12 protein-coding genes are annotated in these 15,702 nt (G+C 60.0%); all 12 read left to right on the top strand.

Translation table 11 applies throughout. The annotated features are described in order from the left end of the window. The first annotated feature begins 44 nt into the window (after positions 1 to 44). The 12 genes from arcA to C1711_RS02430 all read left to right on the top strand — a co-directional run bounded on the left by arcA (position 45) and on the right by C1711_RS02430 (position 15,701). On the top strand, positions 45 to 1,286 hold the full coding sequence (gene arcA / locus C1711_RS02485; protein WP_102337641.1) for an arginine deiminase: 1,242 nt from the start codon (positions 45 to 47) through the stop codon (positions 1,284 to 1,286). A gap of 126 nt (positions 1,287 to 1,412) precedes the next feature. Then, positions 1,413 to 2,408 (top strand): ornithine carbamoyltransferase, encoded by a 996-nt coding sequence (gene argF, locus C1711_RS02480; protein ID WP_102337640.1) that lies wholly within the window; start codon positions 1,413 to 1,415, stop codon positions 2,406 to 2,408. A gap of 140 nt (positions 2,409 to 2,548) precedes the next feature. After that, a complete protein-coding gene (locus C1711_RS02475) occupies positions 2,549 to 4,039 on the top strand; it encodes a YfcC family protein (RefSeq protein WP_407641520.1) in 1,491 nt (496 codons plus the stop codon). Between the two features lie 283 nt (positions 4,040 to 4,322). Then, entirely contained in the window at positions 4,323 to 5,804 is a 1,482-nt protein-coding gene (locus C1711_RS02470; protein ID WP_102337639.1) for an amino acid permease, read from the top strand. Positions 5,805 to 5,945: 141 nt separating this feature from the next. Further along, on the top strand, positions 5,946 to 7,067 hold the full coding sequence (locus C1711_RS02465) for an aminotransferase (RefSeq protein ID WP_102337638.1): 1,122 nt from the start codon (positions 5,946 to 5,948) through the stop codon (positions 7,065 to 7,067). A gap of 290 nt (positions 7,068 to 7,357) precedes the next feature. Beyond that, positions 7,358 to 8,839 (top strand): DUF1846 domain-containing protein, encoded by a 1,482-nt coding sequence (locus tag C1711_RS02460; protein ID WP_102337637.1) that lies wholly within the window; start codon positions 7,358 to 7,360, stop codon positions 8,837 to 8,839. 173 nt (positions 8,840 to 9,012) lie between these two features. Further along, positions 9,013 to 10,635, top strand: a complete 1,623-nt coding sequence (locus C1711_RS02455) for a CTP synthase (RefSeq protein ID WP_102337636.1) — start codon at positions 9,013 to 9,015, stop codon at positions 10,633 to 10,635. A 69-nt stretch (positions 10,636 to 10,704) separates the two neighbouring features. Then, positions 10,705 to 11,616: a site-specific tyrosine recombinase XerD gene (locus C1711_RS02450; protein ID WP_102337635.1), complete on the top strand. Its 912-nt coding sequence runs from the start codon at positions 10,705 to 10,707 to the stop codon at positions 11,614 to 11,616. A gap of 333 nt (positions 11,617 to 11,949) precedes the next feature. Then, entirely contained in the window at positions 11,950 to 12,387 is a 438-nt protein-coding gene (locus C1711_RS02445) for a division/cell wall cluster transcriptional repressor MraZ (protein ID WP_102337634.1), read from the top strand. A gap of 27 nt (positions 12,388 to 12,414) precedes the next feature. Next, the gene (rsmH, locus tag C1711_RS02440; protein WP_102337633.1) at positions 12,415 to 13,380 is read left to right on the top strand and encodes a 16S rRNA (cytosine(1402)-N(4))-methyltransferase RsmH; all 966 of its coding nucleotides are present in this window, start codon (positions 12,415 to 12,417) and stop codon (positions 13,378 to 13,380) included. Between the two features lie 77 nt (positions 13,381 to 13,457). Further along, the gene (locus C1711_RS02435; protein ID WP_102337632.1) at positions 13,458 to 13,916 is read left to right on the top strand and encodes a hypothetical protein; all 459 of its coding nucleotides are present in this window, start codon (positions 13,458 to 13,460) and stop codon (positions 13,914 to 13,916) included. Between the two features lie 144 nt (positions 13,917 to 14,060). Further along, the gene (locus tag C1711_RS02430; RefSeq protein ID WP_234346184.1) at positions 14,061 to 15,701 is read left to right on the top strand and encodes a peptidoglycan D,D-transpeptidase FtsI family protein; all 1,641 of its coding nucleotides are present in this window, start codon (positions 14,061 to 14,063) and stop codon (positions 15,699 to 15,701) included. Position 15,702: the final 1 nt, after the last annotated feature.

Below are 15,702 nucleotides of genomic sequence, written 5' to 3'. Positions count from 1 at the left end.
AGCGGGGCCAAAGAATGGCCCCCTAAAAGAAAGGTAGGAGGCAAATGACGAAAGGCTTGCATGTCCCAAGTGAAATTGGGCAGCTCAAGAAGGTCTGCCTGCACAGGCCGGGCGAGGAGCTTTTGAACCTGCCGCCGTTCGAGCTTGAGCGCTTGCTCTTCGACGACGTTCCGTTCCTCGAGGTCGCTCAGGAGGAGCACGACGCTTTTGCTCAGATCCTTCGTGATCAGGGCGTTGAGGTTCTGTACCTCGAGAAGCTCGTGGCTGAGGTCTTCGATCTTCATCCCGAGGCTCGTCAGGAGTTCCTGGATCAGTACATCGCTGAGGCCGGTATCAAGGGCCAGCAGATGCCCAAGGTCGTCCGTGAGAAGCTCGATTCCATCACCGACAACCTCGAGTTCGTTAAGAAGACGATGGCTGGCCTGACCAAGGCCGAAGTCGATCTTCCTCTCGTGAGCTCCACCACCCTGGACTCCCTCGTGAACACCGATTCCGAGTCCGACCTCATCATCGACCCGATGCCCAACCTGTACTTCACCCGCGATCCGTTCGCGGTTGTGGGCAACGGCGTCTGCCTGAACCGTATGTACTCCGTCACTCGTAACCGCGAGACCCTGTACGGCAAGTACATCTTCAAGTATCACCCCGACTACAAGGATGTCTCGCTGTACTTCCGTCGCGACGCAGCCTTCCACACCGAGGGTGGCGACGTCCTCAACATCAACGAGCACACCCTGGCCGTGGGCATTTCCCAGCGCACCCAGGCTGCCGCCATTGACGTCATGGCCCAGAACATCTTCTGGAACAGCGACTCCAAGGTCGATCGCATCCTCGCCTTCGACATCCCGAACAACCGCGCCATGATGCACCTCGACACCGTGTTCACCCAGATCGACGTGGATAAGTTCACCATTCATCCCGCCATCATGGGCACCCTCAAGGTGTACGAGCTCACCCCGGGCAAGAACCCCGGCGACGTCAACATCAAGGAAATGGTCGACACGCTCGAGCATGTCCTCGAGGATGCTACCGGCGTCGATCAGATCAAGCTGATCCCCTGCGGTGGCGGCGACCCGATCGCTGCTGCTCGCGAGCAGTGGAACGACGGCTCCAACACCCTGGCCGTTGCCCCTGGCAAGATCTGCGTGTACGCGCGCAACACCGTTACCAACGACGTTCTCTACAAAGAGGGCCTCGAACTTCTGGTTTGCCCGTCCGCTGAGCTTTCCCGTGGCCGTGGCGGCCCGCGCTGCATGAGCATGCCGTTCTGGCGCGAGGACATCTAATTGATGTAGTTGCTGGCGCGCCGATCTGCTCGGCGCGCCGGCTCATGTCTTGCGAGGTTACCTACAACCTCGCCTTCGGCTTTTAAGCCGAGAATGCACGGAATCCAACTTTCGAAAGGAACCAATATGGGCGTTAACCTCTCCGGTCGTAGCTTCCTGCGTCTGCTCGACTTCTCCACCGAGGAAATCGAGTACATGCTCAACCTTGCCAAGAACTTCAAGGACCTCAAGCGTACGGGCACCCCGCACCGCTACCTTGAGGGCAAGAACATTGTCCTGCTGTTCCAGAAGACCTCCACGCGCACCCGCTGCGCCTTCGAGGTCGGCGGCATGGACCTCGGTATGGGCGTGACCTATCTCGATCCCGGCAGCTCCCAGATGGGCAAGAAGGAGTCCATCGAGGACACCGCCCGCGTGCTCGGTCGCATGTATGACGGCATCGAGTTCCGTGGCTTCGCTCAGGAGGACGTCGAGGAGCTCGCCGCCAAGGCCGGCGTGCCCGTGTGGAACGGCCTCACCGATCTGTGGCATCCCACCCAGATGCTCGCCGACATCCTGACCGTTCAGGAGAACTTCAACTACGACATCAAGGGCAAGACCCTCGTGTTCATGGGTGACTGCAAGAACAACGTCGCTCGCTCCCTCATGGTCGTCTGCGCCAAGCTCGGCATGAACTTCGTGGCCTGCGGCCCGCAGGAGTGCATGCCCGCCAACGACGTCATCGACGCCTGCAAGCCCATCGCCGAGGAGAACGGCTGCACCATCAAGCTGACCTCCGACGTCAAGGACGCCTGCACCGGTGCTCACGTCATCTACACCGACGTGTGGGTCTCCATGGGTGAGCCCGATGAGGTTTGGACCGAGCGCATCAAGCAGCTCGAGGCCTTCCGCGTCACCACCGAGGTCATGGCTATGGCCGACCCCTCCGCGATCTTCCTGCACTGCCTGCCCGCGTTCCACGACACCAACACCACCATCGGTGCCGACATCGCCGAGAAGTTCGGCGTCACCGAGATGGAGGTCGAGGACGCCGTCTTCGAGTCCAAGCAGTCCAAGGTCTTCGACGAGGCCGAGAACCGCATGCATACCATCAAGGCGGTTATGTACGCGACCCTCAAGTAAGTAGCGTACGCTTGTTTACTTACCGTATGGGCGCATCACTGCGCGCCCATACGGCCGTTGGCTGATTTCGTTTCACTGCTGGGATGCACGGCACGGAAAGCCCGAATGTGGGCGGGATCGCCTCAAAAAAGGAAGGGGGGATGAGAACCATGACTGAGACCGCGAAGAAAAAGCGTGGTATGCCTTCATCGTTCACCATTCTTCTACTGCTTCTGGCCATTGTCGCCATCGTTACCGTAATCGTTTCTGGCTCGACGCCCGACGTTACCGCCGCTCGCCTTGATGACTTCTTCATGGCTCCCGTGCGCGGCTTCCAGGACGCCATCTCCGTTTGTCTGTTCGTTCTGATCCTCGGCGGCTTCCTCGGCATGATGACCGAGACCGGCGCCCTGGATAACGGCATCGCTGTCCTCGTGAAGAAGCTCAAGGGCAACGAGATCATGATCATCCCGGTGCTCATGTGCATCTTCGCCCTGGGCGGTACCTCCTATGGCATGTGCGAGGAGACCGTTCCGTTCTACGCCCTGCTCGCTGCCACGATGATGGCTGCTGGCTTCGACCCCATGGTCGGCGCTGCGACCGTTCTTCTGGGCGCTGGCTGCGGCTGCCTCGGCTCCACGGTCAACCCGTTCGCCGTCGGCGCTGCCGTTGACGCTCTCTCCTCTCAGGGCATCGAGGTCAACCAGTCCATCATCATCGGTCTTGGTGCGCTCCTCACGGTCGTCACGACCGCCCTCTCCATCTTCTACGTCATGAGCTACGCCAAGAAGGTCAAGGCTGACAAGGGCTCGACCATCCTGTCGATGCAGGAGCTCCAGGACGCCGAAGAGGCTCACGGCGCCGCTGCTGCCGAGGCCGCCAAGGACGTCACCCTCACGGGTCGTCAGAAGGCCGTTCTGTGGATCTTCGCCTTCACGTTCGTCGTCATGATCGTCGGCTTCATCCCTCTGGCCGACCTCAACGAGGGCGTCGCCAACTTCTTCGACATGGGCGCCACCTATGATGCCGACGGTAACGCCATCACGCTCGGCTGGTCCGCCATCATCACCGGCTATCCCATTGGCCAGTGGTACTTCGACGAGGCTTCCACCTGGTTCTTCATCATGGCCATCATTATCGGTATCGTCGGTGGCCTGTCCGAGAAGGAGATCGTGAGCACGTTCATCAACGGCGCCGCCGACATGATGTCCGTCGTTCTCGTTATCGCCCTCGCCCGCGGCATTTCCGTCCTCATGGCCTCCACCGGTCTGGACCTCTACGTCCTTGACGCTGCCGCCAACGCCCTCGCTGGCCTTTCCGGCATCGTCTTCGCTCCCATGAGCTTCCTGGTGTACTTCGGCCTGTCCTTCCTCATTCCTTCGACCTCTGGCATGGCTACTGTGTCCATGCCCATCATGGGACCGCTGGCCGTTCGCCTCGGCTTCTCGCCTGAGGTCATGGTCATGATCTTCTCCGCCGCTATCGGTGTCGTGAACCTGTTCACCCCGACCTCCGGCGCAATCATGGGCGGTCTCGCACTTGCCAAGATCGAGTGGACCACCTGGCTCAAGTTCGCGATGAAGTTGATCGTTGCTCTGACGCTCGTCTGCATGATCATCCTGACCGTGGCTTGCATGGTTATCGTCCCGTAATGTGACGTGGCCATCGTCTGGGCCCGCGGTAATCCGGCGAGCCGATGGCCGCTTCCATGATGTCCAGCCGGTTGTCGTTTCCGGCAACCGTCTGAGACCCCGGCTTGGCCCCTCTTGTTTCCGTGCGCAAGAGGGGCCGACTTCTTTTTCGCCCTTGGCGGCGTGCTGTTTGCTCTCCAGCTTGGGCGTCGAGCAGTTTTGCACGATAACGTTTGAAACCGCTCCAATCAGCGTGTTTCGAAAAACGCTCCTGTAATCTCAACTACCAATTGGAGGAACGTGTATGTCGTCGCATGACACTCCTGTTGACAATCCGAAGGGCGTCGGCTTTTTCGGTTTAATCGGTTTGGTCGTTTCGTCCTGCATCGGTTCGGGCGTCTTCGCCTTGACCGGTCAGCTTGCCAACGTCGCATCGCCCGGTGCCGCGCTCATTGCGTGGGCCGTCTGCGGTGCTGGCTTCCTGTTCCTTGCGCTGTCCATCGCGAACGTGGGCTCCAAGCGCCCTGAGCTCGATGGTATCTGCGCGTACGCCGAAGAGGGTTTCGGCGTATTCCATGGCTTCATCTCCGGATGGGGCTACTGGCTCTCCGCATGGCTGGGCAACGTCGGTTTCGGCACCATGGTCGCTCAGGTGCTCGGTAGCGAGTACTGCCTTGGCGGCATCCTTCCCGGCGTGTTCTCTGATCCTGCGACGGGCAACCCCGCCGTGGGCGGCGTCATCATCGTGTCGCTCGTCCTGTGGGGCATCACCCTGCTCGTCATCAACGGTGTCGAGAGCGCCGCGTTCCTGAACGCCGTCGTCATGGTCGTCAAGATCGCCGCCATCCTCGTGTTCATCGGCTTCTCCATCATGTGCTTCAACGCCGGCGTGTTCACCGCCGACTTCTGGGGCACTCTTGAGCGCAACGCCGTTATCATGGCTGCAAACGAGTATGAACTGGGAGATGTCGTCAACCAGGTTATCCAGTGCGTGCTGATCCTCATGTGGGCCTTCATCGGTATCGAGGGCGCATCCGTCATGTCCAACCGCGCTCGCCGTCGCAGCGAGGTTGGCACCGCTACCGTGCTCGGCCTGTTCGTGCTGCTCGCGCTCTACATCGGCGCTTCCATCATCCCTTACGGCGTTATGGATTACGCCGACCTCGTCGCCGCTCCCAAGCCCGCAACGATTACCGTTCTCGAGTACATGGCCCCCGGTTGGGGCGGCGCCTTCATTTCCTGGGCGATCATCGTCTCCGTGTGCGGTTCCTGGCTGTCCTTCACCATGCTTCCGGCCGAGACTTCCTCGATGATGAGCGAGCATCATCTGCTGCCCGCATCCTGGAATAAGATGAACGTCAAGGGCGCTCCCCAGATGGCCCTCATCATCGTCGGTGTCCTTACCGAGTTGTTCATCATCATCGCCACGTTCGCGGCCGATGCCTACACCTTCGCAATTTCCATGTGCACCGTCACCATCGTGATCACCTGGGCTTATGCTGCCGCGTATCAGGTCAAGCTTTCCCATGAGAACGGCGAGGGCCTGCAGATGGCCTTCGGCATTCTCGCCCTGCTGTTCCAGGTCGTCGGCGTTCTGATGACCGGCTGGGGCTTCCTGCTGCTCGCCTGCCTGGGTTACATCCCCGGCTTCTTCTTCTACAAGCAGGCCCGTGGAGAGATCGGTGAGAAGCTCAACGGACGTGATTGGGCCTTCATCATGGTTATCTCCCTGCTCGGCATCATCTCCATCCCGATGACCTTCATGGGCATCATCCCTGTTTTCTAAGTTGTAAGGCCGCCTGTTGACGCGCCTCACCTGCGTGGTGCGTCGACAGGCGTTCGACGGGGGAGTTGCCCCGCTTTCGCTCCGCCGCATGGTGGGACGGCAACTGTTTCTTTTGAGTACGACCCAAAGGAAGGACTAAACATGGATATTCCAATTATCGGTGTTGAGGACTGGCTGAACGTTCATGAGATGGATGCGACGTGGGATATCGCCCAGTCGACGATTGCCTCGCTGACCATGGGCGAGCTGCGTGCGCTTGACGAGGCCGACGGTGCCACGTTCTACGAGCAGCTCGATCGCGAGAAGATGAACTACGGCTGGATTGAGGGATCTCCCGATTTCAAGGCCGAGGTCGCCAAGCTGTACGAGCACGAGATCAACCCGCGCAATATCCTGCAGACCAACGGCTGCACCGGCGCGAACCTCAACGCGCTCATGGCGGTTGTGCGTCCGGGCGACCATGTGATCGCCGAATGGCCCACGTATGCGCCGCTGTATGAGATTCCGCGTACGCTTGGCGCCGAGGTCGAGTACTGGCAGATCCACGAGGAGCTGGGCTGGATGCCCGACATCGAGGAGCTGCGCCGCCTTGTGCGTCCCAACACGCGCCTCATTTGCATCAACAACGCGTCGAACCCCGTCGGCGCGGTGCTCGACAAGGAGATGCTCGAGCAGATCGCCGAGATCGCCTCGAGTGTGGGTGCCTACGTCTTGAGCGACGAGGTCTACTTGCCGCTTGAGAACACTGAGAACTTCAAGTCGATGATCGACGTGTACGAGCACTCCATCGTGACGAACTCCGTGTCGAAGACCTACTCGGTGCCTGCGGCTCGCTGCGGCTGGGTCATTGCGGACGATGAGGTGTCCGACGCTATTCGCACCTATCGTGACTACACCATGATTTGCGGCGGTGTGTTCAACGACGCCCTTGCCACCTATGTGCTGCGCCATCGCGACAAGATTCTCGATCGCAACCGCGAGATCGTCTTTGGCAACCGCGAGATCGCCCAGGCTTGGATTGACAGCCAGCCGCGCGTTTCGTGGATTCCGCCCAAGGGCGTCTCGACGTCGTTCATCCGCTTCGATATCCCCGAGCGCGACGAGGACTTCTGCTTGCGTTTGCTCGACGAGCGCGGTGTGCTGCTCGTCCCCGGCAGCCGCTTTGAGCTGCCGTGCGGCGCCCGTTTGGGCTACTGCGCGCAGCCTGACGCGCTCAAGAAGGGCCTCGGCCTGCTCGGCGAGGCTTTGGCCGAGTTCGACTAGGCGCGCAGACGCTTCGAAGATGCGGTTTCTTTTCGGGAGCCGCACCAGATGACGTGCCGAACCGCACAAAACCCGGTATGTTTTAGGTATTTATGAGCTCTAAAAAAGGGTGAAATGCCGAAAAACTACCGGGTTTGCGATATCGAGGGTCTTCGCGCAGGGCGGCCGCTCTGCAGTCGCTATCCCAATGCGTACATCGCATGGATGCAGTCAATTGACGCGGGCGATGTGCGAAGCGAACGTTAGACTTACTCGGGTACCGTCGGGGCATATCGGAAGAGGGGAAGCGCATGCGCCAAGGGTTCGACAACGAGAAGTACATCGAAAGTCAAGCCGCACACATCAAGGAGCGCATCGCGCAATTTGGCGGTAAGCTCTACCTGGAGTTCGGCGGCAAGCTCTTCGACGATTACCATGCGAGCCGCGTGCTTCCCGGATTTGAACCCGACAGCAAGTTCCGCATGCTCAAGAGCCTGTCCGACGACGTCGAGATCATTGTCGCCATCAACGCCAACCATATTGAGAAGAACAAGGCGCGCGGCGACCTCGGAATCACCTACGACGAGGATGTCTTGCGCCTGGCCGACATCTTCCGCTCCAACGGCTTCAAAATCGCGGCCGTGGTCATGACCCAGTACTCCGGTCAGCCCGCGGCGGACCTGTTCCGCCAGCGCCTTTCCATGTTGGGTATCCCGTGCAAACTGCATTATCCCATCGAGGGCTACCCGCATGACATCGACCTCATCGTGAGCGAGAACGGCTACGGCAAAAACGAGTTCGTTGAGACCGAGCGCCCGCTCGTGGTCGTGACGGCCCCCGGTCCCGGCTCCGGCAAGCTCGCCACCTGCCTTTCGCAGCTCTACCACGAGCACAAGCGCGGCGTGGCGGCCGGCTACGCCAAGTTCGAGACCTTCCCGGTGTGGAATCTCCCACTCACACACCCGGTGAACACGGCGTATGAGGCCGCAACGGCCGATCTTGACGACGCGAACATCATCGACTCCTTCCACTTGGAGGCCTATGGCGAGACCACGGTCAACTACAACCGCGACGTCGAGGCGTTCCCGGTGGTCAAAGCCCTGATGGAGAAGATATTGGGGGAGAGTCCGTATCAGAGCCCGACCGACATGGGCGTGAACATGGTGGGTTACTCCATCACGGACGACGAGGCGTGCCGCGAGGCTTCCAATATGGAGATCGTCCGTCGCTACTTCGCGGCATCCACGCAGGTCAAGCGCACGGGTACGGGTCAGGATTTGGTTGACCGCCTGAAGGCGATCATGCGCAAGGGCGGCGTGACCAAGGACTACTCGCCTGCGCGTTCGGCCGCCTTGCTCAAGGAGGAGACGACCGGGTCGCCCGCGGGTGCCATGGTCCTGCCTGATGGCGCGGTGGTGACGGGCAAGACGTCCACGCGCCTTGGTGCGGCGAGCTCGCTTCTCATGAACGCGCTCAAGGCCGTGACGGGCGTCGACATGGAGCTCGAGGTCATTTCCAACGATGCGATCGAACCCATCAGCAAGCTCAAGACGACGTCGCTCGGCAGCGTGAATCCACGCCTGCATCCGGACGAGACGCTCATCGCGCTTTCCATTACGTCGGCGACGAGCGAGATCGCCGCACGCGTGCTCGCGGGTCTGCCCAAGCTGCGCGGCTGCGACGCGTTCTTCTCGGTGATCATCTCGAGCACCGATGAGGCGCTGCTCAAAAAGCTCGGCATCAACGTGTGCTGCGAGCCCAAGTTCGAGCGCAGCGGGTATTACCACCGCTGATTCCACGCAGCACATCGTCCCATTGAAGACCCGCGGCGCCCTGTTTTCGGACGGGGCGCCGTTTCGTTTCGGGCGCGTGAACTGAAAGAAAATCCTTTCGGCGAAATGGGTGAGTGCTACACTGAAATCCCGTAGAAGAGTTGTAACTTCGACGGGAATCGCAGGTAAACGCAATGACCAAGCACATTTTTGTAACTGGCGGAGTAGTAAGTTCACTCGGTAAGGGAATCACGGCAGCTTCACTCGGGTGCCTGCTCAAGGCGCGCGGCTACAAGGTGACCATGCAAAAGGCCGACCCGTATCTGAACGTCGATCCGGGAACCATGAGCCCGTTCCAACACGGCGAGGTCTTCGTGACCGAGGACGGCTACGAGAGCGATCTTGACTTGGGCCATTACGAGCGTTTCATTGACGAGAACCTCACGCGCGATTCGAATTTCACCACGGGCGCGATCTACCAGAGCCTTATCGCCCGCGAGCGCCACGGCGACTTCCTCGGTGGCACCGTGCAGGTGATCCCGCATGTGACCAACGCCATCAAGGACAAGTTCCGCAACGTCGAGGAGCAGCTCAAAGCTGATGTGGTCATCACGGAGCTCGGCGGTACCATCGGCGATATCGAAGGCCAGCCCTTCGTCGAGGCCATCCGCCAATACAAAAAAGATGCCGGCGCCGAGAACGTCTGTTACATCCACGTCTCGCTCGTACCGTATATCTCCGCAGCCCATGAGGTTAAAACCAAGCCCACCCAGCACTCTGTCAAGGAGCTCCGCAGCTTTGGCATCCAGCCCGACATCATCGTGCTGCGCAGCGATCATCACATCGACGATGCCGTGCGCTCGAAGATCGCCCATTTCACCGATGTGGATATGGAGCATGTGTTCACGTGCGAAGACGCCCCGTCCATCTATGACGTGCCTCGCATGATGGCCGATCAGGATTTTGATTTGCGCGTCTGCGAGATCTTGGGCCTCGACCCGCGCGAGCGCGACATGAGCGCGTGGGACGAGTTCCTCGCTAAGAAGAACCATGCCGAGGCGCAGGCAGAGCGTGTGAAGATCGCGCTCGTGGGCAAGTACACGCAGCTGCCCGATGCATACCTCTCGGTCATCGAGGCGCTGCACCATGCGGGGACCAACCTCGACCGCCATGTGGATGTCGAGCTGGTGGACGGCGAGGCGCTCACGTCGGAGAACGTGAATGCCGTGCTGGGCGATGCCGCGGGCATCCTCGTTCCCGGCGGTTTTGGCAAACGCGCTTTTGACGGCAAGATCTTGGCGGCGCGCTACGCCCGTGAGCACAAGATTCCGTATCTGGGGCTTTGCCTGGGTATGCAGGTGGCGGTGTGCGAGTTCGCGCGCGACGTGCTGGGCTTGACCGGCGCAAGCTCTTCCGAGTTCGATCCGGACGGTCCGCACTCCGTGATTGCCCTGTTGAACGAACAGATTGATGTGGTTGACATGGGCGCCACGATGCGTTTGGGTGCGTATCCCTGCGAGCTCGCGGAAGGCACGCTTGCGCGTGCGGCTTATGGGGAGGGGCTCGTGTATGAGCGCCATCGCCATCGTTATGAGTTCAATAATGCCTATCGTGCGGACCTTGAGCGCGCGGGGCTGGTGGTTTCTGGAACGAGTCCCGATGGTTCGCTCGTCGAGATGGTCGAGTTGCCGCCTTCGATGCATCCTTGGTTTGTTGCCACGCAGGCGCACCCCGAGTTCAAGAGTCGTCCCACGAAACCCCATCCGCTGTTCCGCGAGTTCGTTCGCGCTGCATGTGAATTCGCCCTTGCCGAATAGGCCTTAACGCATTGTTGTACGTGGTATGGTTGGTTGAGGCGTACGACGACGGGGGAGGGATAGCGGTCGGTGGCAACTGAGCTGGAGCAATGCTGCGTTGAATACCTAAACCACGTGGCGGTTGAGCGCAATCTCGCCGACAACACCATTGCGGCCTACCGTCGCGACCTCGATGCCTACCTCGCGTTTCTTTCCGAACGTCAGATTGATGCCCCCGATGAGGTGACGCGTCGCGACGTAGAGGACTTCGTCGCGGCAAAACGTGATGCTGGAGCGGCGGACACCTCGGTCAACCGGGCGCTGTCCGCCGTCAAGGGGCTCCATCGCTTCATGGTGCGCGAGGGGCTATCCAATACGCACCCCACTTCGACGATTCGCCTTCCCAAAACCGCCGAGCATCTTCCGGAGTTCATCAGTATCGACGAGGCGACCGCCTTGCTGGAGCAGCGGTTTCCCGATACGGCGGCGGGTGAGCGCGACCACGCGGTGCTCGAGGTGCTGTATGGCTGTGGCCTGCGCGTGAGCGAGCTTACCGGACTCGATACGCATGACGTGTATCTTGATGAGGAGTTTCTACGCGTGGTGGGTAAAGGCTCTAAGGAGCGTCTGGTTCCCATTTCCGGTGCGGCACGGCGCGCCATGAACACCTATCTAACAGGCGGGGCCCGCGACGAGCTGCTCTCGCATGCACGCTTAGGAAACCAGGGCTCCGCGGTGTTTCTCAACGCGCGTGGAACGCGCCTGTCGCGCCAAAGCGTCCACACCCTGTGCGAGCGCTATGGACGTGCGGCGGGAATCGAGGGACTTCACCCTCATACTCTGCGTCATTCTTTTGCGACGCATATGCTCGCAGGCGGTGCCGATCTGCGTGTGTTGCAGGAGATATTGGGGCATTCCGACATCTCTACGACGCAGATTTACACGCATCTCGACCGTACGCAGCTGCGTGAGGTTTACCTGGCCGCCCATCCGCGCGCGTGACGGCTTTCGCGGCGCGGCTCCACGGCTCCCTGACGGATTTCATCACACGCTGAACACAATCCGTTGCATGTGGGGCATTGATTTCACATGGCCCTGCGTCCCAGTTGGCGAGAGCGACTTGGGTGCGCGTTGAGGGCCTCGACACAAGATATTGTGTCCCTCCAAACAACCGTTCGTAACCGTCCATGCTCCCAATTGTACCGTCAGGGGAAGCTGGGGGAGAAAATGGGAAAAAATGTTGCGCAAGGGGACTCTGAACCATAAAATGAAATGCGTCGACAGCGGGGTGGCTCCCGCATGTACCCACGAGTAAGCCTAAGGGGGTGCGAGCCAGTGTATTTGACCGGTACTTACGATCGAAATCTCGATGAGAAGGGCCGTCTTTCGCTGCCTCCCGCCTTTAAGGGCGCTTTTGATGGGTGCAGGCTCAAGGTCATCTCTGCTCCCGAAAGGGAAGTCGATGCCGTGTACGTGTTCACCGAGGACACGTTCAAGGAGTGGCTTGATTCGGTGTTCATGGCGAAGGGTGGATACAATCCGCTCGATCCCACCCACCGTTTCATGAAAGGAAAGCTGAACGGCGAGGCAATTGAACTCAAAATAGACTCCGCCTCCCGCATCAGCATCCCTGAGGCTGCGCGTGTGAAATCGGGCCTTGATCATGAGGTGTCGGTTGTCGGTAACGGCGACCGCCTCGAGATCTGGGATCGCGAGAAGCTCGCCGATCGCCTTGCCGCCACCGAGAACCTTGCCGCAGACTTCTTCGGATAGTCTTGAGGTCGCCTCATGGATGCGAACATGGACGCAGGTACGTTGACACCTGAATATCGGCATGAACCCGTCATGCTCCAAGAAGTGCTCGAGCAGTTGAACCTGCAAAGCGGCTCTGTCGTGTGCGATTGCACGCTCGGCGGCGCTGGACATTCCGTACGGATGGCCGCGCAGGTCGGGCAGGAGGGCCTGCTGCTCGGAATCGATCAGGACGACATGGCGCTCGCGGCAGCGGGGGAGCGACTCGGTATCGAAGCCCCGCAAACACCGCGCAAGCTCCTCAAAGGTAACTTTGGGGACTTGGACGAGCTCCTGTGCAAGGCAGAGGTGCCCGGCGTCGATGGATTCCTGTTTGATCTGGGCGTTTCGAGCCCGCAACTTGATATCCCTGGAAGGGGGTTCTCGTACAACGAGGATGCCCCACTTGACATGCGTATGGATCCGGGAACAAACACCCTAAACGCAGCTGAGGTCTTGAACACCTACAACGAAGCCGACCTCGCCCGGATTCTTCGCATCTACGGAGAGGAGAAGTTCGCCTCTCAGATCGCGCGAGAGATCGTGCGGAGGCGCGCAACGACGCCGCTTCGCACCACGGGTGACTTCGTCGACGTCATCAAAGCGGGCATACCCGCGGCGGCGCGTCGACATGGAGGTCATCCGGCCAAGCGCAGCTTTCAGGCGATTCGCATCGAGGTCAATCATGAGCTCGATGTGCTCAAGCAAGGTCTTGAGGCTTCGATCCGCTGGCTTAATCCGGGAGGGCGCGTCTGCGTCATCTCGTATCACTCCCTGGAGGATCGCATCGTCAAGCGCCTGTTCCAGGAGCTGTCCCAAGGGTGCACGTGCCCGCCGGATATTCCGGTGTGCGTGTGCGGAAATGTGCCGATAGTCAAGGTCATCACCCGCAAACCGTTGGTTGCGACGACCGAGGAGGTCGCACGCAATCCCCGCGCGAGGTCTGCCAAGATTCGCACGGCCGAGCGCCTCTAGCTCCTTCGTGTCTTTGCAGCAAACTTCCGCAACGTAGCTTAAACACACCACACGCTCGGAAGGAGGGGCTGCATATCATGGGTTACCACACTTCAAACGCAGCATATGCCTATGATATCCAGCCCGACCTTCCCGCTCTTCGCATGGCCGCGCCTGCGTATCAGCAGGCACCGCGCCCCAATTTCGATGTCGTCGTCGGCAATGGTCGCGAGGCGAACCAGGATGTCTCTCCTCGTTTCACGTACTGCATGAAGGTCGCCGCCGTCTTAGTGGCGATGTTCATCGTGCTCGGTCTCTTCCGCGTGACGCTTGCCGGTGCGACGACGGCTGTCCTCAACAATGCTGCCACGCTTTCGAACGAGCTCACCACCGCCCAGGAGCAGAGCTCCGAGCTCGAGGTCATGCGCTCGGTGTATGGGTCTCCCACGCGCATCCGCGATTTGGCCGAGGGTTATGGCATGGTTGCCGCCGAGGGTGGCGTGACGCTTGACTTCACCGAGTACGTCTCTGCGGGTACTTCGGCTGTTGCGCGTTAGGCGCGTACCATGGCTTCAAATAGGAACAACACTCGCCGTGATCGACGCTCGGAGGCATCCGGGCGTTCGGCACGTGCGTCGCGATCCAAGGGTTCGGCGCTCCATACGGACGTTTCCGGCGAGCCGATTTCCAGGCATACATTTGTGACGGGTCTTCTTGGCGCTGCTGGCGTCGCAGTTGCCGGACGTTTGGCCTATTTTCAGATCATCAAGGCCGATGATTTTCGAGCAGAGGCAAATGCCCGTCGTCTTTCGAGTCAAAAGCTCTACGCTCATCGTGGAACCATCTACGATCGCAACGGCAACGTTATGGTGTCGAGCGTCGAGTGCGAAAACGTATATGTGAATCCGCAGCTCATCAAAAAGAAGCAGCGCAAGAAGGCGATTGACGCACTGGTGGACGTGCTCGGTGTTGACAGGGATTATGTGGAAGAGCTGGTCGATCGCGATACGACGTTCGTCTACGTCAAGCGTCAGGTCGACGAGGAGGACGCGCAGATTCTCGCGGATATGAATATTTCCGGTATCGAGTTCGAGCCCTCCATCAAGCGCGTATACCCTTACGACAACCTCGCCTCGCAGGTTTTGGGCATCGTCAACGTGGACAACGCGGGCGTCTCGGGTCTTGAATATTACTACGATGAGGTGCTGACGGGCACGGACGGCTCTCTGTCACGTGAGCGCGCCCGTGACGGTTCGTTCATTGCCGGCGGTGCGTACAAGAAGGTTCCCGCGCAGGACGGCATGGACATCGTACTCACGCTCGACGTCAATATCCAGCGCGCCGCCGAGGAAGCCATCGCCGATGCGGTGGAGCGCGTGGCGGCAAAGTACGGTTCCGTCATCGTGACCGACCCCACTACCGGTGAGATTCTCGCCGCGTGCTCGTACCCCACCTATGACCAGAACGATCTCGAGCATGCCTCCAATGCCGATTTGAACCTGCGCGTCGTGACCGACGTGTATGAGCCCGGTTCGGTGTTCAAGCCCCTGGTGGTCGCCGGCGGTATCGAGGCGGGCGCCATTACGGCCACGACCTCCTTCAACGTGCCCCCCATGGTCATGTCGGGCGACGACGAGGTGTACGACGTCGATAAACGCGATTTTGCCATGGACATGGACATTCGCGAGATTCTTCGTCGTTCATCAAACACCGGCATGGTGTTGGTGGGCGAGCGCATCGGTGCGGATAACTTTGACGAGAGCGTGATCAAGCGCTTTAAGTTCGGTGAGTCCTCGGGCATCGACTTCCCAGGACAATCCCTGGGCATTATCAAAGAGCGCGATGAGTACGACGGTGCAAGCGTGACTTCGATGTCGTTTGGACAGTCGCTTGCCGTCGAGCCCGTGCAGGTGGTGCGCGCGATGAGCAGTATCGCGAACAAGGGCGTTATGACCACTCCGCATTTTCTCAAGATGCGTGCGGGCGAGGAGGTCGATTGGACCGATGGCGAGGAGCGCGCGATAAGCGAAGAGACCGCCGCGACGCTCGCCGATATGATGCGCACGGTTGTCGATGAGGGAACGGGTGAGCTCGCCCAGGTTCCCGGGTATGAGGTTTCGGGAAAGACCGGCACCGCACAGCGTGCGGGCGAGGACGGAACGGGTTACCAGGAGAACAACAACATGGCTTCTTTCTTGGGATTCGTTTCGACGATTGATCCGCGCGTGATGTGCTACGTGACGCTCGACGGAACGGCGGCTCAGTCGTACGCCGCCACGCCGGTGTTCAAGACGGTGATGGAAACGGCGCTGCCCACGCTCGGCATCAAGCCGACGCGCTAAG

The organism is Collinsella provencensis (assembly GCF_900199705.1).
GTDB lineage: Bacteria > Actinomycetota > Coriobacteriia > Coriobacteriales > Coriobacteriaceae > Collinsella > Collinsella provencensis.
Note: the sequence above shows the minus strand (reverse complement) of the source record. Positions and strands in the feature narration are given on the sequence as shown.

Bases quoted from the DNA above. Each gene is read 5' to 3' on its own strand.
- C1711_RS02435 (WP_102337632.1), top strand. From the start codon at position 13,458: ATGGGTTACCACACTTCAAACGCAGCATATGCCTATGATATCCAGCCC.
- C1711_RS02475 (WP_407641520.1), top strand. From the start codon at position 2,549: ATGAGAACCATGACTGAGACCGCGAAGAAAAAGCGTGGTATGCCTTCA.
- C1711_RS02470 (WP_102337639.1), top strand. From the start codon at position 4,323: ATGTCGTCGCATGACACTCCTGTTGACAATCCGAAGGGCGTCGGCTTT.
- arcA (WP_102337641.1), top strand. From the start codon at position 45: ATGACGAAAGGCTTGCATGTCCCAAGTGAAATTGGGCAGCTCAAGAAG.
- rsmH (WP_102337633.1), top strand. From the start codon at position 12,415: ATGGACGCAGGTACGTTGACACCTGAATATCGGCATGAACCCGTCATG.
- C1711_RS02460 (WP_102337637.1), top strand. From the start codon at position 7,358: ATGCGCCAAGGGTTCGACAACGAGAAGTACATCGAAAGTCAAGCCGCA.
- C1711_RS02455 (WP_102337636.1), top strand. From the start codon at position 9,013: ATGACCAAGCACATTTTTGTAACTGGCGGAGTAGTAAGTTCACTCGGT.
- argF (WP_102337640.1), top strand. From the start codon at position 1,413: ATGGGCGTTAACCTCTCCGGTCGTAGCTTCCTGCGTCTGCTCGACTTC.
- C1711_RS02465 (WP_102337638.1), top strand. From the start codon at position 5,946: ATGGATATTCCAATTATCGGTGTTGAGGACTGGCTGAACGTTCATGAG.